General features: G+C 70.0%; 17 protein-coding genes. 4 read left to right on the forward strand and 13 right to left on the reverse strand.

Features of this window, described 5'->3' with window-relative positions; all coding sequences use genetic code 11:
- The 9 genes from HND91_RS07215 to HND91_RS07255 all read right to left on the reverse strand — a co-directional run bounded on the left by HND91_RS07215 (position 1) and on the right by HND91_RS07255 (position 9,919).
- Positions 1 to 1,395, reverse strand: coding sequence for a cytochrome ubiquinol oxidase subunit I (locus tag HND91_RS07215; protein WP_181705878.1), 1,395 nt, complete (start codon positions 1,393 to 1,395; stop codon positions 1 to 3).
- A gap of 327 nt (positions 1,396 to 1,722) precedes the next feature.
- On the reverse strand, positions 1,723 to 2,205 hold the full coding sequence (locus tag HND91_RS07220) for a F0F1 ATP synthase subunit B family protein (RefSeq protein ID WP_181705879.1): 483 nt from the start codon (positions 2,203 to 2,205) through the stop codon (positions 1,723 to 1,725).
- 10 nt (positions 2,206 to 2,215) lie between these two features.
- Positions 2,216 to 2,866 carry a F0F1 ATP synthase subunit B gene (locus HND91_RS07225; protein ID WP_425485426.1) on the reverse strand — a complete coding sequence of 217 codons (651 nt, stop codon included), beginning with the start codon at positions 2,864 to 2,866 and terminating at the stop codon, positions 2,216 to 2,218.
- Positions 2,867 to 3,090: 224 nt separating this feature from the next.
- The gene (locus HND91_RS07230; RefSeq protein WP_075215780.1) at positions 3,091 to 3,318 is read right to left on the reverse strand and encodes a F0F1 ATP synthase subunit C; all 228 of its coding nucleotides are present in this window, start codon (positions 3,316 to 3,318) and stop codon (positions 3,091 to 3,093) included.
- A 72-nt stretch (positions 3,319 to 3,390) separates the two neighbouring features.
- Complete coding sequence (locus HND91_RS07235) at positions 3,391 to 4,140, reverse strand: F0F1 ATP synthase subunit A (protein WP_181705880.1); 750 nt, start codon at positions 4,138 to 4,140, stop codon at positions 3,391 to 3,393.
- Positions 4,141 to 4,228: 88 nt separating this feature from the next.
- On the reverse strand, positions 4,229 to 4,588 hold the full coding sequence (locus tag HND91_RS07240; RefSeq protein WP_181705881.1) for an AtpZ/AtpI family protein: 360 nt from the start codon (positions 4,586 to 4,588) through the stop codon (positions 4,229 to 4,231).
- A gap of 338 nt (positions 4,589 to 4,926) precedes the next feature.
- Positions 4,927 to 8,385: a chromosome segregation SMC family protein gene (locus HND91_RS07245; RefSeq protein ID WP_181705882.1), complete on the reverse strand. Its 3,459-nt coding sequence runs from the start codon at positions 8,383 to 8,385 to the stop codon at positions 4,927 to 4,929.
- A 138-nt stretch (positions 8,386 to 8,523) separates the two neighbouring features.
- Positions 8,524 to 9,174 (reverse strand): DsbA family protein, encoded by a 651-nt coding sequence (locus HND91_RS07250; RefSeq protein WP_181705883.1) that lies wholly within the window; start codon positions 9,172 to 9,174, stop codon positions 8,524 to 8,526.
- A gap of 181 nt (positions 9,175 to 9,355) precedes the next feature.
- Complete coding sequence (locus HND91_RS07255) at positions 9,356 to 9,919, reverse strand: DUF721 domain-containing protein (protein ID WP_181705884.1); 564 nt, start codon at positions 9,917 to 9,919, stop codon at positions 9,356 to 9,358.
- Between the two features lie 125 nt (positions 9,920 to 10,044).
- Here HND91_RS07255 and mutY point away from each other — a divergent pair, with 125 nt between their 5' ends.
- Complete coding sequence (mutY, locus tag HND91_RS07260; protein WP_181706074.1) at positions 10,045 to 11,118, forward strand: A/G-specific adenine glycosylase; 1,074 nt, start codon at positions 10,045 to 10,047, stop codon at positions 11,116 to 11,118.
- 274 nt (positions 11,119 to 11,392) lie between these two features.
- Here mutY and HND91_RS07265 read toward each other — a convergent pair whose 3' ends face one another.
- The gene (locus HND91_RS07265) at positions 11,393 to 12,550 is read right to left on the reverse strand and encodes a site-specific DNA-methyltransferase (RefSeq protein WP_181705885.1); all 1,158 of its coding nucleotides are present in this window, start codon (positions 12,548 to 12,550) and stop codon (positions 11,393 to 11,395) included.
- Between the two features lie 227 nt (positions 12,551 to 12,777).
- Between HND91_RS07265 and HND91_RS07270 the strand changes: the two genes are divergently transcribed.
- The 3 genes from HND91_RS07270 to HND91_RS07280 all read left to right on the forward strand — a co-directional run bounded on the left by HND91_RS07270 (position 12,778) and on the right by HND91_RS07280 (position 15,776).
- Complete coding sequence (locus tag HND91_RS07270) at positions 12,778 to 14,274, forward strand: AMP nucleosidase (RefSeq protein ID WP_181705886.1); 1,497 nt, start codon at positions 12,778 to 12,780, stop codon at positions 14,272 to 14,274.
- Positions 14,275 to 14,498: 224 nt separating this feature from the next.
- Complete coding sequence (locus HND91_RS07275; RefSeq protein WP_181705887.1) at positions 14,499 to 14,918, forward strand: hypothetical protein; 420 nt, start codon at positions 14,499 to 14,501, stop codon at positions 14,916 to 14,918.
- 180 nt (positions 14,919 to 15,098) lie between these two features.
- Positions 15,099 to 15,776 carry an HAD family hydrolase gene (locus HND91_RS07280; RefSeq protein WP_181705888.1) on the forward strand — a complete coding sequence of 226 codons (678 nt, stop codon included), beginning with the start codon at positions 15,099 to 15,101 and terminating at the stop codon, positions 15,774 to 15,776.
- A gap of 6 nt (positions 15,777 to 15,782) precedes the next feature.
- On the opposite strand, the gene HND91_RS07285 is transcribed toward HND91_RS07280, so the two are convergent.
- From HND91_RS07285 to fliK, 3 genes are all read right to left on the reverse strand, one after another.
- A complete protein-coding gene (locus HND91_RS07285; protein ID WP_181705889.1) occupies positions 15,783 to 16,361 on the reverse strand; it encodes a dioxygenase family protein in 579 nt (192 codons plus the stop codon).
- 136 nt (positions 16,362 to 16,497) lie between these two features.
- The gene (locus HND91_RS07290; protein WP_343057187.1) at positions 16,498 to 16,791 is read right to left on the reverse strand and encodes an EscU/YscU/HrcU family type III secretion system export apparatus switch protein; all 294 of its coding nucleotides are present in this window, start codon (positions 16,789 to 16,791) and stop codon (positions 16,498 to 16,500) included.
- Positions 16,788 to 17,843 (reverse strand): flagellar hook-length control protein FliK, encoded by a 1,056-nt coding sequence (gene fliK / locus HND91_RS07295; protein WP_181705890.1) that lies wholly within the window; start codon positions 17,841 to 17,843, stop codon positions 16,788 to 16,790. The genes HND91_RS07290 and fliK overlap by 4 nt, the downstream gene beginning before the upstream one ends.
- Positions 17,844 to 18,010 lie beyond the last annotated feature (167 nt).

Genomic DNA, 18,010 nt, shown 5'->3' on the forward strand with positions numbered 1-18,010 from the left:
TCACTCCCCCGCCGAGAGGGCGATGCGGCCGGCGTCCTTGGCCGCCGCCATGGGCCGCGTCGGGCGCAGGTCCTCCTTCGGGATGTGCCGGACCGGCCCCTTTTCCAGGAGGCGATTGATGTAGTAGCCGCCGGACACGAAGATCACCGCGTAGACGAGCACGAACAGGACGAGCGAGACGAGCACCGCCACGCCGCCGACGGGGGAAAGCGCGTCCTCCGTCCGCATCAGGCCGGTGGCGACCCACGGCTGGCGGCCGATCTCGGTGGTGATCCAGCCCGCCAGCACGGCGATGAAGCCGAGCGGCCACGTCCACGCGAAGATCTGCATCAGCCATCCGGGCCGGAACAGGTGACCGCGCCACCACTTGAAGGCGCCGATCACGGACAGCGCGATCATCACCAGCCCGATGCCCACCATGACGCGGAACGAGATGAAGATGGGCAGCACCGGCGGCCGGTCCTCGGGGGCGAACTGCTTCAGGCCCGGGAAGGTGGCGTTGAGGTCGTGCTTCAGGATGAGGCTGCCGAGCTTCGGGATGGCCAGCTCGAACCGGTTCATCTCCGCCTCCTCGTCCGGGATGGCGAAGAGCACCAGCGGCGCCGGGTGGTTGCCGTCCCAGTGCGCCTCCATGCCGGCGATCTTGGCGGGCTGATGCTCCAGGGTGTTGAGACCGTGGAAGTCGCCGACCACCGCCTGAACGGGGGTCAGCACCACCAGGATGCCGAGCGCCATCTTCATCATGGTCTCGGCTTCGATCAGATGCTTGCCCTTCAGCCAGAAGCGCGCCCCAACCGCCAGCACCACGAAGCCGGTGGTGATGTAGGCGGCGATCAGCATGTGGACGAAGCGCCAGTGGAAGGTCGGCGAGAAGATGATCTGCCACCAGTCGACCGGATAGGCGATGCCGTCGCGGACCTCGTGGCCGGCGGGATACTGCATCCAGGAATTGGCCGACAGGATCCAGAAGGCCGAGATCGCGGTGCCGATGGCGACGAGCACCGCGGAGGCGAAATGGAGCTGCGGCGAGACCCGGTCGCGCCCGAACAGCATGATGCCGAGGAAGGACGCCTCCAGGAAGAAGGCGGTGAGCACCTCCAGGCCGATCAGCGGGCCGATCACGTTGCCGGCCGCCAGGCTGAAGGCGCTCCAGTTGGTGCCGAACTGGTAGGTGAGCACGATGCCGGACACCACCCCCATGGCGAAGGAGACGGCGAAGATCTTCGTCCAGAACTGCGCGAGATCGCGGTAGTGCGGGTCGCCCGTCCACAGGCTGATCCCGAGCAGGGTGGCGATCCAGGCCGAAAGGCCGATCGTGAAGGCCGGGAAGATGATGTGGAAGGAGATGGTGAAGGCGAACTGCACGCGCGCCAGGATCAGCGGATCGAGTTCCAATTGGGCCTCCATGAGGAGCGGCGCGACCGTCCCGCAGCCGGACCCACCCCGCGCGTCCAGCCATGGTTCAGTCCCCGCTTGCTCCTCATGTAGCCGGTGGCAGGTCCGGAAGAAGGCGTCTTGCTGTCGCAGGTCTATGGCAATATCGGCACTGCCGATCAAACATCCTTGTCGCTGAAGGGCTTACCTTCGCGCTTCATTGTTGCCGGAGTGCAGCTTTTGCCGCCGCTCCCGTGGCCGGGCGAGCGGGTGCGAGGCGGAGCGGCGCAAAAACGAAAAAGCCCGGCGCGATGGCCGGGCTTTTCATGTGTGGCGAAGGGATCGACCTCAGTTGAGGCGGGCCTTCACGTCGGCGATGCTGCGGGTCAGGAGGTCGGCGGCGACCGGCCCCTTCACCTTCGTGGACAGGATCTGCGTGGCGGCACGGACGGCCACATCGGCCGCCAAGGCGCGCACCTCGGCGAGAGCCTGGGTCTCGGCCTGGGCGATCTTGGTCTCGGTCGCCTTGGTGCGGCGGTCGACCAGATCCTTCAGGGAGACCTCCGCGTCGGCGGCGAGGCGGGCGGCCTCGGCCTTGGCGTTCTCCACGATCTCGGCGGCCTCGGCTTCCGCCGCGGCGCGCTTGCCCTGGTACTCCACCAGGAGAGCCTGTGCCTGCTCGCGCAGGCGGCGGGCTTCATCGAGCTCGTTGGCGATCATGATGCCGCGCTTGTCGAGCATGGTGCCGATGGTGCGGAACACGCCGAGGGCGCCGATCAGCACGAAGAAGAGGATGAGACCGACGAAGGCCCAGATGGTTGCGTCGAACATGTGTCTCTCCTCAGCCCTTGCGGACGGTGGCGACGGCGGCGGCGGCCTCCGCCGGCGAGCTCTGGCCGATCAGCGTGGCGACGATCGCGTCGGTGGTCTCCGTCGCGATGGCGTCCACCTCGTTGAGCGCCTGGGCCTTGATGGCCGAGATGCGGGTCTCGGCGTCGGCGACGCGGGCGGTCAGGTCCGCCTCGATCGCCTTGCGGCGGGCATCGAGGTCGGCGTTCAGCCGCTCGCGCGTCTCGGTGGCGATGACGCCGGCCTTCTGGCGGGCCTCGGCGAGCGCCTGCTCGTAGGCCGCGATGGCGGCGTCGGTCTCGGCGCGGCTGCGCTCGGCCTCGGCCAGATCGGCGCCGATCCGGTCCTGACGCACTTCCAGGATGCCGCCCAGCCGCGGCAGCAGCTTCTTGGACAGAACCCAGTAGAAGAAGCCGAAGGTGATCGCCAGCCACAGGAGCTGCGACCCGAAATAGGTGGGATCGAACGGCGGAAACGCTCCGCCATGGTCCTCCACGCCCTCGTGGCCGATCTCGGTGTGGGCGCCTTCCGGCGGCGCGCCATGGCCGAGTTCGGGCGATTCCGGTGCCACCGGCGGGACGTTGACGCCGGCTTCCGGAGCACCCGGAGGCTGCGTCTGGGCGAAGGCGGGGGTGATGAACAGGGTCATCGACTGCTCCGGCTCCTCGATCGCCGTCGGCGGCGACGGGCGAGCGTGATCAACTGTCAACCGGACGGCTCATCCCCTCCGACAGTCCGACACCCCGCTTCGGGCGGGGTGTCGAAACGACGGTCGCCATACTCTCGAAGGAGCATCGCGACGGGCCTGCAATCCGGAACTGCATGCCATCCGGGCCGGCGGGCGGCCCGGACGACGGCCGTCTGAGATCAGACGGCGAAGAGCAGCAGCAGCGCGATCAGCAGCGAGAAGATGCCGAGCGCTTCCGTCACGGCGAAGCCGAGGATGAGGCGGCCGAACTGGCCATCGGCAGCCGACGGGTTGCGCAGCGCGCCCGACAGGAAGTTGCCGAAGATGTTGCCGAGGCCAAGGGCGGCACCGGCCATGCCGAGGGTGGCGATACCAGCGCCGAGGTACTTCGCAGCTTCAGCTTCCATCGTGATGCTCCTTTGGAAATGTCGTATCGGGACTTGGGTCAGTCTTGCCGATGAGCTTCGTCGATCCCGATCTCAGTGGCCCGGGTGCAGGGCGTCGTTGAGATACATGCAGGTGAGGATCGTGAAGACGTAGGCCTGGAGGAAAGCCACCAGGAATTCGAGAGCCGTCAGGGCGACGGTCATGGCCAGCGGCAGCAGGGCGCCGGCGAAGCCGAGTGCGCCGAGGCCGGTCAGCGTCGCCACGAAGCCGGCGAACACCTTCAGGGTGATGTGACCGGCCAGCATGTTGGCGAAGAGACGGACGGAGAGGCTGATCGGCCGGGACAGGAAGGAGATGACCTCGATCGCCGAGACGAGAGGCACCACCGCGGCCGGAACGCCGTGCGGCACGAACAGCCCCAGGAAGTGGAAGCCGTGGCGCATGAAGCCGTAGATCGTCACCGTCAGGATGACGAGCATGGCGAGGGCGAAGGTGACGATGATGTGGCTGGTGACCGTGAAGAAGAAGGGCACCATGCCGAAGAGATTCGCGACGAGCACGAACATGAAGAGCGAGAAGACGAGAGGGAAGAACCGCATGCCTTCCGTGCCGGCCGACGAGCGCAGCGTGTTGGCGACGAACTCGTAGGAGAGTTCGGCCACGGTCTGGGCGCGGTTCGGGATCAGCGAGCGGCTGGAGGTCGCCCAGGCCAGGAAGCCCGTGGCGGCCGCGACGGTCGCGACCATGAAGAGAGACGAGTTGGTGAAGGAGAAATCGACGCCGCCGATGCTGATGTCGAGGATCTTCGAGATCTGGAACTGATGGATCGGATCGTTCGCCACTCGGGGTCCCCTCCGCTTCGAAGCCGCGCTTCAAACTCGCCGTCGGATGTCGCCGGCCGGGCGTGTCTCGCCCATGCGCCGACGATTCTCAAGTCTCGTTGTCGTCTCTGCGACGCTTGAACCGGTGCGGATCGGGTTCCGCCACCATGCCCGCAGCGCGCATGACGTTGAGGACGCCCGCCGCGAAGCCGAGGAGGAGGAAGACGATCATGCCCCACGGGGACGTGCCCGCGTAGTAATCGATCGCGTATCCGATACCCGTGCCGACGAGAACGCCGGCGACGAATTCCGACCCCAGTTTCAGCGCCTGCCCCAGGCCGGAGTTGTTCGCCCCCTGCCTGCCGCCGCGCCGTTCCGCGTCCCGAAGCTTCTCCGCGTCGAGCCTCTGGCGAAGCTCGTGCAGTCTCGCGTCGATCCGTTCGCCCTTGGGTGCCTTGTCCTCAGCCATGACCGTGCGTCCTCGCTCGTCGTCAGCGTCCTAGAGGAGAAATGGCTCCCGACAGACGTCTTGGCGAACTCGAAACGCCCTGAAATCCTGGGATTGGGGGGCACCCCGAAAGTCGCGCGCACCATAGTCATGGGCCATTTTCCTGTCAAGAACGCCCCAGCGGACAGTAAGTTGTTGCTTTCGCATGATAAATCGACGTCGCGCCGGGCCGGTGCACCGTTTGACGCAGCGCGTCCCCAGTCTTATCGATTTAGGTGCCACGGGTCTTCCTCGAAGGTCGATGCCGCGGAAAACCGCCTCGGGCGGCGCGCGCGGTCCGTCGTCGTGTGAGGGCCGGTTCAGACCGCTTCCCGGATGGCTTCCGCCGTCTCCAGGTCCACGGAGACGAGCTGGGACACGCCGCGCTCCACCATCGTCACGCCGAACAGCCGGTTCATCCGCGCCATGGTGATCGGATTGTGGGTGATCACGATGAAGCGGGTGTCGGTGGAGCGCGCCATCTCGTCGAGGAGGTCGCAGTAGCGCTCCACGTTGGCGTCGTCGAGCGGCGCGTCCACTTCGTCGAGCACGCAGATCGGCGCCGGGTTGGTGAGGAAGACGGCGAAGATGAGGGCCGTCGCCGTCAGCGCCTGCTCGCCGCCGGAGAGGAGCGTCATGGTGCTCGGCTTCTTGCCCGGCGGACGGGCGAAGATTTCCAGGCCGGCGTCCAGCGGGTCGTCGCTGTCCACCAGCTTCAGGCTGGCGTCGCCGCCGCCGAAAAGGTGGCTGAAGAGCCGCTGGAAGTGGCCGTTCACCAGGTCGAACGCGGCGAGCAGCCGCTCCCGCGCTTCCCTGTTGAGGCTCTGGATGCCCTGGCGCAGGCGGCGGATGGCCTCGATCAGGTCCTCGCGCTCGTGGATGATGGTGTCCAGGCGGGCCTCCACCTCGGCGACCTCGGTCTCGGCCTGCAGGTTCACGCCGCCGAGACGTTCACGCTCCTGGCGAAGCCGCTCCAGGCGCGCGTCGATGCCGGTCACGTCCGGCGCGGGGGCGCCGTCCTTGATCTCGGCGAGGGTCTTGAGGGCGAAGGGCGGGCATTCGAACCGGTCCCGGATCTCGGCGGCAAGTTCCAGGCGCCGCGCCTTCAGGCCCTCGAACCGCTCCTCCGCGCGTGCCCTGCCCTCCCGGCTTTCCGACAGCGCCTTCAGGGCCTCCGCGGCCCGGCGGGACGCCTCCGCCTCCTCGGCCTCGCCGGCGGCCAGCCGGTCGGCCGCGGCCTTGGCGGCGGTCTCGGCTTCCGCGATGGCGCGCAGCAGCTGGTGACGACCGGCGACGATCTCGTCCGGCCGGTCCATCAGCTCGGCGCGCTCCGTCTCCACCTCGTCGAGGCGTGCGGCGAGTTCGTCGAGCTGGCTGCGGGCGTTCGCCACGCGGGTGGACCATCCGTCCCGCTCGGCCGCGATGGCCTGCTGGCGACGGGCGCGAATCTCGCGCTCCCGGGCCAGCGCTTCCGCCGCCGACCGCGCTTCGGCCAGCACGGCGCGGGCCTCCGCCGCCTCCAGCCGGGCCGCCTGCACGGCGGCCGCGAGAGCGTCCGGGTCGTCGAGCTCCGCCTCCGCGGCGGCGGCCTCCTCGGCGCGGCCCCGGGCCTCGTCGAGATCGGCGACGAGGCGCTGGCGCTGGCCCTCCAGGGCGCTCCGCCGCGCCACCACGTCCGACAAGGCGCGCTCCGCCCGGGCGAGCCGGTCCCGCGCATCGGCGAGCGCCCGGTTCGCGGCGCGGACGGCCTCCCGGGCGGCGCGGGCGGTGTCGGCCGCGGCGCGGGCGGCGCCTTGCGCGTCGGCGAGGGTCTTCCGGTGCTCGGCCACCACGGCGGCGGCCGCGGCCCGCTGGGCGTCCAGTTCGGCTAAGCGGTTGCGCGAGGCGAGGCGCTGGGCGGCAGGCGTCGGCGCGCCGGCGACGGCCACGTAGCCGTCCCAGCGCCAAAGGTCGCCCTCCTGGCTGATCAGCCGCTGGCCGGGCGCGAGCAGGAGGCGCAGGCGCGGTCCGTCCCGCCGGTCGACCACGCCGATCTGGGCGAGGCGACGCTGGACCAGCGCCGGCCCCTTCACGAACCGGGACAGCGGCGCCGCGCCGTCCGGCAGCGGCGGGTCCCCGTCCGCCGGGCCGGGATCGGCCCAGTGGGCCGGCGCCGCCGTGTCGATGGAGGCTTCGATGTCGTCGCCGAGAGCGGCGCCGAGGGCGAGCTCGTAGCCCGCCGCCGCGGTCAGCTGGTCGACGAGCGGCGGGAAGAGGGCGCCGATCTCCAGGTTGAGCACCTTGGCAAGCGTCCTCGCCTCGGTGTCCAGCCGGTTCTGGTGCTTCTCCGCGTCGGCGAGCGGCGCGCGTGCGGCCCGCTCGGCGGCCTCCGCCTCCGCGGCGGCGGCGTCGGCCGTCTCGGCCATGACCTCCGCCTCGACGAGCTGCTCGGCGGCGATCTCCGCCTCGTCCCGCGCCTCGGCGATCTCGCTCTCGCCGTCGAGGCGGGCGCGGATGGCGGCGAGGTCGCCGTCGAGGGCGGCGAGATCCCGCTGCAGCCGGGCCATGCGGTCGACCGCGTCCCGGCGCTCGCGGGCGAGCGCGTCGCGCCGGGCGACGGCTTCGGCGTGGGCGCGGGTCGCCTCGGAGAGACGCGCCTCGAGGCCGGCGGCCGCGTCCTCCGCCTCGGCGCGGCGAGCGGCGGCTTCCTCCTGCAGGGCGCCGTCCTCCTCGGCGGCGGCGGCCAGATCCTCGGCTTCCGCGACGAGCGCGGCGAGCCGGGCGTCGTTGTCGGCCACGAGCGCGGCCTCGCGGTCGCGGTCGCGCAGGATTTCACCTGCGCGGCGGGTGAGGTCGGCGATGCGCGCCCGCACGCGCCTCTCCTCCGCCTCGGAATCCGCGAGCGCCTGGGAGAGCCGCTGCCGGGCCGCCGCCGCGCGCACCGACTCGTCGCGAAGGGCCGGCAGCCGGTGCGCGGCGATCGCCTGCAGGCGCGCCGTCTCGGCCTGGGCCGCCTGCCGCTCGGCCGCGTGGGAGAGGCCGTCGGTCACCGCGCGCTCGGCGTCCATGGCGGCGGTGTCGGTCTCGGACCAGCGCAGCCACGCCGAGGTGGCCTCGGCCTTGCGGATCTCGGCGGAGAGAGCGCGGTAGCGGGCCGCCTGCCGGGCCTGCTTGCGCAGGGTCTCCAGCCGCGCCTCGATCTCGGTCACCACGTCGTCCAGGCGGGTCAGGTTGGTCTCGGCGGCCTTCAGGCGCATCTCCGCCTCGTGGCGGCGGGAATGGAGGCCTGAGATGCCGGCCGCCTCCTCCAGGATGGCGCGGCGCGCCGTGGGCTTGGCGGCGATCAGCTCGCCGATCTGGCCCTGGCGCACCATGGCGGGCGAACGGGCGCCGGTGGAGGCGTCGGCGAACAGGAGCTGCACGTCGCGCGCCCGCACGTCCTTGCCGTTGATCCGGTAGTTCGACCCGCTCTCCCGCTCGATGCGGCGGGAGATCTCCAGCACCTCCGCGTCGTTGAAAGCGGCCGGCGCGGTGCGGTCGGTGTTGCGCAGGACGAGCGTCACGTCGGCGGTGTTGCGGGCCGGCCGCTTGCCGGAGCCGGAGAAGATCACGTCGTCCATGCCGGACGCGCGCATGTTCTTGTAGGAATTCTCCCCCATCACCCAGCGCATGGCTTCGACGAGGTTCGACTTGCCGCAGCCGTTCGGCCCGATCACGCCGGTGAGGCCCGGCTCGATCAGGAACTCGGTCGGCTCCACGAAGGTCTTGAACCCTCGGATGCGCAGCTTCTCGAACTTCATCCCCACCGTCGTGTCGCGTCGGCCAGCGAATCGCCCCCTGGCCCGGGCGGTGCTCCCCCGAAAGAGAACGGCCGGCGGATGCGCCCAACAAGGTCGCGTTCGCCGGCCGCAGCCTCTATCAACGGATTTTTAACGATCTCAGCCCGCCAGCATCGGGTCGACGACCTTCGCGAGCTCCTCCAGCGACATGGCGCCCCGGTGACGCTGGCCGTTGATGAAGAAGGTCGGCGTGGAGTTGACGCCGAACTCGTCGGAGCCGCGCGCCCGCACCTGGTTGATCTTGTCCAGCAGCGCCTGGTCGGAGAGCGTCTGCTCGAAGGTGGCGTCGGTGTAGCCGAACTGCTTGGCGAGCGTGCGGAGCGCCGTCACCGGGTCGTCCGAATAGGCCCAGTCGCGCTGCTTCTCGAACAGGAGGTCCACCACGTCGAAATACTTGTCGCCCATGGCGTTGCGGGCGAGCATGAAGCCGGCCGCCGCCAGCGGGTCGAGCGGGAACTCGCGCAGGACGAAATAGACCTTGCCGGTGTCGATATAGTCGGCCTTCAGCTGCGGATAGGTCTTCTCGTGGAAGGCGGCGCAGTGGCCGCAGGTCATGGACGCGTATTCCACGATGGTGACCTTGGCGTTCGGATCGCCGAGCGCCTTCTCCGGCAGCGGGCCGGGGGCCATCAGCTCCCCGACGTCCACGGTCGCGTCCTGGGCGAAGGCCGCGAAGGGGAAGGACGGCACCAGGGCGAGCGCCAGTGCGGTGGTGCCGGCGGTCACCAGAAAGCGGCGGCGGGTCATCATCGTCCTCGTCATCCTCCGTTCGGCCGCGCCTCGGCGGCCGGTCGACCTTCATTGAGGGTCGACCTTGGTGTTCCATGGGGTCGAAACTATGGCATCCGCCCGGTGATTTCAAAGGCATGGCCGGTGCGAAGCGATGTCGCCGGTCAGCTTTTCGTGAACGCCCGCGCCGATCCGAGAGCCGTCAGCGGGCCTTCACCGGTCGCGCCGCCCGGCCGGCGACGGCGAGCCCGAGACGCTCGATCGCGGCGCGGAGCGCCTCGTCCTCAAAGCCCTCGGCCGCCGCGCGGACCGACGCCTCCGCCTCCCGGGAAATGGGGCCGAGGGTCGGGCGCCTCGGCTTCTCCACCCGGGCGACGGGGAGCTGCAGGATCTTGATGCGGCCGACGCAGCGGTAGCCGAAGAACATGTTGATGCGCTCCACCACCTGCGGCAGCTCGTGGGTGAAGCGCAGCGCCGCGGCGCCGGAGCAGCGGACCGTGAGCACCGCCGGCTCGTGCTCGTCCTCCGTGATCAGGCCCTTCGGCCGCTTGGCCCAGGAGAGCCGGTCCGGCGAGGTGCACTGGGCATAGGCCGGCCCGACGATGTCCGGCCAATGGGCCACGATGTCGACCGTCGCGAACCCGCGCCGGCGGCACGCGACCGTAAGCGCGCCGCCCACGATGTCGGCGAGCGGCCGGGCGCCCTTGAAGGCGTATTTCGGAGCGGGATCGGCGGCGACGGTCGGCCCGTCCTGGCGCTTGGTCATGATCCATGATGAGCCCGCCGGCGACCCCGTTTGTCAACACCGCAATCGCGGACGGCTGAGCCCGCCGGGACGCCGAGACCCGGTTGCCCTTGCAATCCACACCGGGGCGCGCCATCCCTGCCGCGATGGCCCTGCCCGCTCCCGATTCCGCCGCGCTTCTCGCCTGGTACGACCGGCACGCCCGCCGCCTGCCCTGGCGCGTGCCGCCGGAGGACCGGGCCGTGGGCGTGCTGCCGGACCCCTACCGGATCTGGCTGTCGGAGGTGATGCTGCAGCAGACCACCGTGGCGGCGGTGAAGAGCTATTTCGAGGCGTTCACCGCCCGCTGGCCAAGGCTCGAGGACTTGGCGGCCGCGTCGCGCGACGACGTCATGAAGGCCTGGGCCGGCCTCGGCTATTATTCCCGCGCCCGCAACCTGAAGGCCTGCGCCGAGGCGGTCGCCGCCCTCCCCGGCGGCCGGTTTCCAGACACGGAGGAGGGTCTGCGCGCCCTGCCCGGCATCGGCGCCTACACGGCGGCGGCCGTGGCGGCGATCGCGTTCGACCGCCGGGCCGTGGTGGTGGACGGCAACGTGGAGCGGGTGATCAGCCGCCTCCATGCGGTGGAGACGCCCCTGCCGGCCGCCAAGCCCGAGATCCGGGCGCTTGCCGACGCGCTGACCCCGGACGAGCGGCCGGGCGACTTCGCCCAGGCCGTGATGGACCTCGGCGCCACGATCTGCACGCCGAAGCGTCCGGCCTGCGGCCTGTGCCCGGTGCAGGCGTCCTGCGCCGCCCGGGCCATGGGCCTTCAGGAGACGTTTCCGCGCAAGGCTCCGAAGAAGGACCGGCCGACCCGCTTCGGCACCGTGTTCGCCGCGGTCCGCCCGGACGGCGCGCTGCTCCTGCGCCGGCGCGGCGACAAGGGCCTTCTCGGCGGAATGACGGAGCTACCCGGCACCGACTGGACCGAGGCGCCGGCGGCCGATCCGCTCGCCGCCGCGCCCCTCGCGGCCGCCTGGACGCCGGTGTCCGGACTGGTGGAGCACACGTTCACCCACTTCCACCTGAAGCTCAGCGTCGTGCGGGCCACGTCGGACGCGCCCGCGCCGGACGGCTGCTGGTGGTCGGCGCCCGGCGACATCGCCGGGGAGGCCCTGCCGACAGTGATGAAGAAGGCGGTGGAGGCGGCGATTCCGGGATCGACTCGGCGCCGCTGACGTCCGGGGCGTTCCGGAGGCGGGCAGGAATAGCCGCACCAGTCTTGCTTTTCACAATCGCCCTTCGGCGGATCAGCATTGCTGATGACGCGCGCCGTCGGCGCGTCGCCTCGCTTCACGTTTCTTCACGACCCGTTCACCCGGGACGTGTACAAGAGAGGTGTTGCCGCGGTGATCCTGCGTTGTGCAGATCGAGGCCAGAGTATTACTCTTATTTATTCTTAGGCCCTCCCCAACGGGAGGGCCTCTTTATTTCGGGAACAAGGCCGACGCTTCAGGCGCCCATCGTGCCGATCCGGCGGCGGATCTCACCGCGCAGGACGTCGATGGGCTGCAGCGCGCCGCCGACTTCCATGTGCCAGAACGTCCAGCCGTTGCAGGCGTCCAGTCCCTGCACCCGCGCACCCATGCGGTGGATGGAGCCCACCTCGCCGGACACCGCCAGCGATCCGTCGGCGCGCACCTCCGCCACATAGCGGCGGCGGGCGTCGGTGAGGCGTTCACCCGGCGCGATCAGGCCGCTCTCCAGCAGGGTGCCGAACGGGATCCGGGGCTCGGCCCGCTTCGGCGTCACCGGATGCACCACGTGGTCCGGCGCCGGCTCGACCGCGTCCACACGTTCGCGGGCATGGGCCGCGTAGGTGCGGTCCCGCTCGATGCCGACGAAGTGCCGGCCGAGCCGCTTGGCGACGGCCGCCGTGGTGCCGGTGCCGAGGAATGGGTCCAGCACCACGTCGCCGGCGTTGGTGGACGACAGGAGCACCCGATAGAGCAGCGCCTCCGGCTTCTGGGTCGGGTGCAGCTTGGCGCCGCGCTCGTCCTTCAGCCGCTCGTGGCCGGTGCAGATCGGCAGCATCCAGTCGGAGCGCATCTGAAGATCGTCGTTGAACGCCTTCATGGCCTCGTAGTTGAACGTATAGCTCTTCGCGTCCTTGGACTTCGACGCCCAGATCATGGTCTCGTGGGCGTTGGTGAAGCGCTTGCCGCGGAAGTTCGGCATCGGGTTGGCCTTGCGCCAGACGATGTCGTTCAGCATCCAGAAGCCGAGGTCCTGCATGACGGACCCGACGCGGAAGATGTTGTGGTAGGAGCCGATCACCCAGATGGTTCCGTTCGGCTTCAGCACCCGCCGGCAGGCGAGCAGCCAGGCGCGGGTGAAGGCGTCATAGGCCTCGAAGCTTTCGAACTGGTCCCACTCGTCGTCGACCGCGTCCACCTTGGACTGGTCGGGCCGGGTGAGATCGCCGCCGAGCTGCAGGTTGTACGGCGGATCCGCGAAGATCACGTCCACCGATTGCTTCGGCAGCTTCTCCAGCGCCGCGACGCAGTCGCCGACGAAGATCTGGTCCAGCCACTCGGCCTTGACGCCGACAGCGGGTTCGAGACGGGACCCAGACGCGAAGACGCTCGTCTGACGACGCGGAACAGCCATGGCCACTACCCACCCTTGACGCGGAACCGGAAACGGGGCGGGGTCTCGAACCCCTGCCATGCACAGGAGAATGCGTCGTCAGGGTAAACGCGGAGTTAAGCGACCGGACGGGAAAAATGGTTACCGATCAACGGTTTGTTAGGTCTTGAAGAAAACGCGCGCGTCGGCCGTCACACTGTGATATCGCACTCGGGGTACAAGTGACCATTCTTGTACCGAGAGATGCGATGACCGACAGGATCAGGCAGCAGCCGCCGGTGACCCGGCCGGACCCCCTCCCTTTCGAGACGTTCGATGACCCCCGCGCAGCCGTCGACAGGCTTGTCGAACTCTATGACCGGAGCACTTTGTTTCTCCGCGACGCGTTCGAGCGCGTGACCCGCGGGCAGGTGCCGGACGGCCGGTCGCGGGCCTTCTACCCGGCCATCCGAATCACCACCGACACCTACGACCTGGCCGACTCGCGCCTGTCCTACGGCCACGTGTCGGGCCCGGGCGTCTATACGACCACCGTGTCCCGGCCGGCGCTGTTCCGCGACTATCTGGTGGACCAGCTCACCCAGATCATCCGCAACCACGCGGTTCCGGTGGAGATCGGCGAAAGCGAGGTGCCGATCCCGCTGCATTTCGCCTTCTTCGAGGGCGCCCACGTGGAGGGCACCCTGGTCGAGGCCCTGCCCCGGCCGCTGCGCGACCTTTTCGACGTGCCGGACCTCGCCATCACGGACGACGCGATCGTGAACGGCACGCTGGACCCGCGGCCCGGCGAGCCGCTGCCGCTGGCGCCCTTCACCGCACCGCGGATCGACTACTCGCTCCACCGGCTGCAGCACTACACCGCCACGTCGCCGGCGCACTTCCAGAACTTCGTCCTCTTCACCAACTACCAGTTCTACGTGGACGAATTCGCCGCGAAGGCGCGCGAGATGATGGCCTCGGGCGCCGGCGACTACACGGCCCTGGTGGAGCCGGGGAATCTCGTCACCCGGCTCGGCGAACGCGCCCCCTCCTCCGGCGAGGCGCCGCCGCGCATGCCGCAGATGCCCACCTACCATCTGGTCCGGCCGGACCATTCGGGCATCACGCTCGTCAACATCGGCGTCGGGCCATCCAACGCCAAGACGATCACCGATCACATCGCGGTGCTGCGCCCTCATGCCTGGTTGATGCTCGGCCACTGCGCGGGCCTTCGGAACAGCCAGAAGCTGGGCGACTACGTGCTCGCCCACGGCTATGTGCGCGAGGACCATGTGCTGGACGCCGATCTGCCGGTGTGGATCCCGATCCCGGCGCTGGCCGAGATCCAGGTGGCCCTGGAGCAGGCCGTGGAGGAGGTGACCGGCCTGGAGGGCTGGGAGCTGAAGCGCATCATGCGCACCGGCACGGTCGCCACCATCGACAACCGGAACTGGGAGCTGCGGGACCACCGCGAGCCGGTGCAGCGTTTCAGCCAGTCGCGGGCGATCGCGCTCGATATGGAATCGGCCACCATCGCGGCCAACGGCTTCCGCTTCCGCGTGCCCTACGGCACGCTTCTGTGCGTCTCCGACAAGCCGCTCCACGGCGAACTGAAGTTGCCCGGCATGGCGAGCGCCTTCTATCGGCGGCAGGTGAGCCAGCACCTGGAGATCGGCATCCTGGCCATGGAGAAGCTGCGCAAGATGCCGCCGGAGCGCCTGCACAGCCGCAAGCTCCGCAGCTTCCTGGAAACCGCCTTCCAGTGACCGGGAGCGCTCTCCGACCTGACGGACTCGTCAGGTCGACAAGAAATCGCTCCGAATTAGTACCTTGGAGCATTCTCTCATCGACCAGGTCATCCAACTCGATCGGTGGGAGAATGCTCCGGCGCCTGCCCGGGCGGTGATCCGGACAAGTGCGGATCGGGCCCGCGCCGCCGTGCTTTCGTCGCGATCCGGGCGGATGATGCGGCCGTCTCTGGGAGGGCATCATGAAGCGCGTCGCCACACTTGTCGTTCTCGCATCGCTCGCCGCCGTCCAGCCGGCCCTTTCGGCCGAGCCCCGGGTGATCGCCACCATCAAGGTGGAGCGGCCGGTCGGCCGGATGATCGGCGAATCCCGCGTGGAGAACGGCGCCCACTACTTCGTGGTGGCCGGCGACGGGATGACCTGCGCGGGCGGGTTCGACCCGGCGGCGGAAGGCACCATCGCCAGCTACCGGTTCGCCTGCAGCGACGGCACCACCGGCCATGCGGAGGTGGAGTGGCGCGCCGACGGCAAGGTGGCGACCGGCGGCTTCGTGATCGACGGCAAGGGCGAGATCGGCACCGTCACGGTGGAGGTGCTGGACAGCGCGCCCGTGCCGGAGGATGCGGACCCGCCGCCGGTGCCGAAGAACCGCAAGACCTGAGCGGTCGCGGGCCGCGGTCCGCCGCAAGGCTGCCTTGCGCCTCGCCCATTCCAGGACGCGGCCCTATCTGCTAGTGACCTCGCCCAGACGCGGGATGGCGGCCGTTGCGCCGCCGTCGCGCCGACCAGGACGACACGCCCGGCCACTGGCGCCTCAAGGGCGACCACACGGACGGGACCGATGCTCATCATCTTCGATTGCGACGGCGTACTCATCGACTCGGAAATCATCGCCGCACAGGTGAACGCCGAGATTCTCACCGAATACGGCTTCGAGATCACGGCGGCCGAGATGAACAGCCGCTTCGTCGGCCTGACGGGACCGCAGATCGTGGCCATCATCGAGGAAGAGCTCGGCCGCAGCCTGCCGGACGAGTTCAAGGACCGTGCGGACGACGAGATCGACAGGCGGCTCGGCGCCGTGAAGGCGATCGTCGGCATCCACGAGCTTCTGGATACGCTCGACTGGCCGCGCTGCATCTGCTCCAACTCGTCGACCCGGCGGCTGAAGCTGTCGCTGGAGGCGGCCGGCCTCTATGACCGGTTCAAGCCGTACATCTTCTCCGCCCCCGAGGTCGGGACGAAACGCGGCAAGCCGGCGCCGGACGTTTTTCTCCATGCCGCCAAGGCCTTCGACGTGGATCCGCGCAGCGCGGTGGTGATCGAGGACAGCGTTCCGGGCGTCACCGGCGCGGTTGCGGCCGGCATGCGGGTGATCGGCTTCACCGGCGGGTTGCACACCTGGGCCGGCCATGGCGAGGCGCTGATGGACGCGGGCGCCGAGACCGTCGTCCGGCGCCTTCGCGAGGTCGGTCCGGTCGTGGAGGCCTTCCGGGCCTGGAACGGCCTCGAAGCCTGAGCGGGCTCAGGCGGTCCGGACCACGAAGTCGAAGCGGCCCCGGCGGACGGGGCCGGCGGTGGTGACGGCCATCTCCAGCGAGGGGTCGTAGAGGCCGTCGCGGCGATTGCCGCGCTCGTTCGGAAAGTAGAGCTGCGTCGTCAGCACCGGGCCGCCAGGGGCCTGAACCTTCAGGTGAAAATGCCGCGTGCGGCCCGGATAGAGGCCGGGCGTGACGGTCTCGAAGGCGAACTGGCCGCGCGCGTCGGTGTACTGATGACCCCGGCTGCGGAAGCCGGAATTGTCGTAAGTGCCTGTTTCGTCTGCATGCCAGAGGTCCACGAGGGCGCCTTCGACGGGCCGGCAGCGGGTGTCGAGAACGAAGCCGACGAGCTGGAAGGTCTCGCCGGAAAAGCCCGCCGGGACGAGATTGCGCTGGTTGGGGGACTTCGGCTTGAAGTAGGGCCCCTCGGTCTGCCGCTCGGTGGCGGCGCCGCACTCCAGGGTGGGCTGGAGCTCCTGGCCGACGGCGGGCCGCAGGAGGCTGAGACCGGCCGGAAACGCCAGAGTTCCGGCCAAAAACGATCGCCGCGTGATGTAGCCCATGGTCCTGCCTCCCCCTCGCCGGGTCCGGTCCCGGACACGGTCTCGTTTCCGTCGAGGTGGGATGTCCTCAGCCCCGGGCCAAGGCCGCGGTCGCGCGGATATCCCCTTCCCGCCTTCAAAGTCGCGTGATGGCGCCTCAGGCCTTCTCCGCCGCCCGGAGCACGAAGCCGATGACTTCCGCGACCGCGCGGTACAAATCCGTGGGTATCTCGTCGCCGATGTCGAGAGAGGCGAGCGCGTCCGCGAGGAGCGGATTTTCGTCGATCGGCACGCCCGCCTCGGCCGCCTTGGCCAGGATGGCGGCGGCCAAGTGCCCGCGCCCGCTGGCGATCACGGTCGGGGCGCCCGGCGCGTCGTAGCGGAGCGCCACGGCGACCCGTCCGGCGACGGGCTTTTCCGACATGTCGGGGGTGTGGTCGCCGCCGCTCACAGGGACACGTCCACGCGGTGATGCACGGGCGCGGCCATGCCCGCCCGGGCGTCCGGCGGCCGCCCGAGGTGGATCGCGACATCCGCCACCTGGAGCCCGGCGGCTTGCAGCCCCTGCCGGAGCGACGGCGCATGGGCCTCGAGCACACGGGCGGCGGCGGCGCGCTCGCACCAGAGCCCCACGATCACGTGAGAATCGGCCAGAAGTCCGAGCCGCGCCCGCATCGGCCCGAGCGGTTCCAGGTCGAGGGCGATCTCCACCCGATGGGCGCGACCGCCCGGTTCCTCCCTTTCGTTCTCCGGCGGCTCGCGCTCGATCCGGACCTCGGCCACCGACACGCCGCCCGGTCCGGCGAGCGGAACCGGGAAGACCAGCATGTCGGCCGTGTCGTTTGCCCGTGTGGCAAGGCGGCCGTCGTCGGGCAGCGCGGCCGACTGGTGGAGGAGAAGTCGTTCGAGCGCCCGGTCCGTTTCGCCGAGGAGACGGGCGGCTATCGCCCTCGGCTCCTCGGCGGCCGGATCGGGGAGCGCCGGCACGGGTTCGGTGACCGGCGGGGCGGACCGGCGCGGCGGGTCCGGGCGGAGGCCAGCCGGGCGGGAGGGTCCATCGCTCCGGGACCGTCCGGTCCACGCCTCCAGAGCCGCCCTCAGGGACCAAAGGACGGCGGCGATATCGCCGGGCCGGCCCGCGCCGGGCAGGCCGCCGGCGGCGAGGCGGCGGAGGAGATCGGCGAGCCCGGCGGTTCCCCTGACCGCGAGGCCGTCGAGATCGGAAAGAGCTGCGAGGACGGCGGGCGGGAGGACGCCCGGCGGCAGGGCGAGGAGGGTCTTCGCGTCGGCGAACACGGGCGCGAGCCCGTCCTGGCGGACGAGCGCGCGGCTGATCAGGGCGTCAAGGGCGGCCTGGAGAGGGTTGGCCGGTTCGGGGGCCTTGGGAGTGGCGGTCGGAGCGGGGTGAGGACCACCGCCAGCCGGCGCGGCCGGCGACGGCCCGTGGGCGCCGACGCCGACGGGAGCATCGCCGATGATGGGACTGACCGGACCGATCGCCATGGCTCGCTCCGAGGTGTTCGGAGGGGAGCCTAGCGCCGACGGGCCGGGGGTGAAAGGGAGAGGGATGGGAGATCGATCATCCTTCCCCTCAGGGGAAGGTGGCCTCGGAGGGGCCGGAAGGGGTCGTGCTTGTTTGAGACGGCTGTCCTGGGCCCGACCGGAAGAAA

This window comes from Chthonobacter rhizosphaerae, from assembly GCF_013839525.1.
GTDB classification, from domain to species: domain Bacteria; phylum Pseudomonadota; class Alphaproteobacteria; order Rhizobiales; family Pleomorphomonadaceae; genus Chthonobacter; species Chthonobacter rhizosphaerae.

Bases quoted from the DNA above. Each gene is read 5' to 3' on its own strand.
- HND91_RS07285 (WP_181705889.1), bottom strand. From the start codon at position 16,361: ATGGGCTACATCACGCGGCGATCGTTTTTGGCCGGAACTCTGGCGTTT.
- HND91_RS07275 (WP_181705887.1), top strand. From the start codon at position 14,499: ATGAAGCGCGTCGCCACACTTGTCGTTCTCGCATCGCTCGCCGCCGTC.
- HND91_RS07270 (WP_181705886.1), top strand. From the start codon at position 12,778: ATGACCGACAGGATCAGGCAGCAGCCGCCGGTGACCCGGCCGGACCCC.
- HND91_RS07255 (WP_181705884.1), bottom strand. From the start codon at position 9,919: ATGACCAAGCGCCAGGACGGGCCGACCGTCGCCGCCGATCCCGCTCCG.
- HND91_RS07220 (WP_181705879.1), bottom strand. From the start codon at position 2,205: ATGTTCGACGCAACCATCTGGGCCTTCGTCGGTCTCATCCTCTTCTTC.
- HND91_RS07265 (WP_181705885.1), bottom strand. From the start codon at position 12,550: ATGGCTGTTCCGCGTCGTCAGACGAGCGTCTTCGCGTCTGGGTCCCGT.
- HND91_RS07240 (WP_181705881.1), bottom strand. From the start codon at position 4,588: ATGGCTGAGGACAAGGCACCCAAGGGCGAACGGATCGACGCGAGACTG.
- mutY (WP_181706074.1), top strand. From the start codon at position 10,045: ATGGCCCTGCCCGCTCCCGATTCCGCCGCGCTTCTCGCCTGGTACGAC.
- HND91_RS07245 (WP_181705882.1), bottom strand. From the start codon at position 8,385: ATGAAGTTCGAGAAGCTGCGCATCCGAGGGTTCAAGACCTTCGTGGAG.
- fliK (WP_181705890.1), bottom strand. From the start codon at position 17,843: ATGGCGATCGGTCCGGTCAGTCCCATCATCGGCGATGCTCCCGTCGGC.
- HND91_RS07230 (WP_075215780.1), bottom strand. From the start codon at position 3,318: ATGGAAGCTGAAGCTGCGAAGTACCTCGGCGCTGGTATCGCCACCCTC.
- HND91_RS07250 (WP_181705883.1), bottom strand. From the start codon at position 9,174: ATGATGACCCGCCGCCGCTTTCTGGTGACCGCCGGCACCACCGCACTG.
- HND91_RS07280 (WP_181705888.1), top strand. From the start codon at position 15,099: ATGCTCATCATCTTCGATTGCGACGGCGTACTCATCGACTCGGAAATC.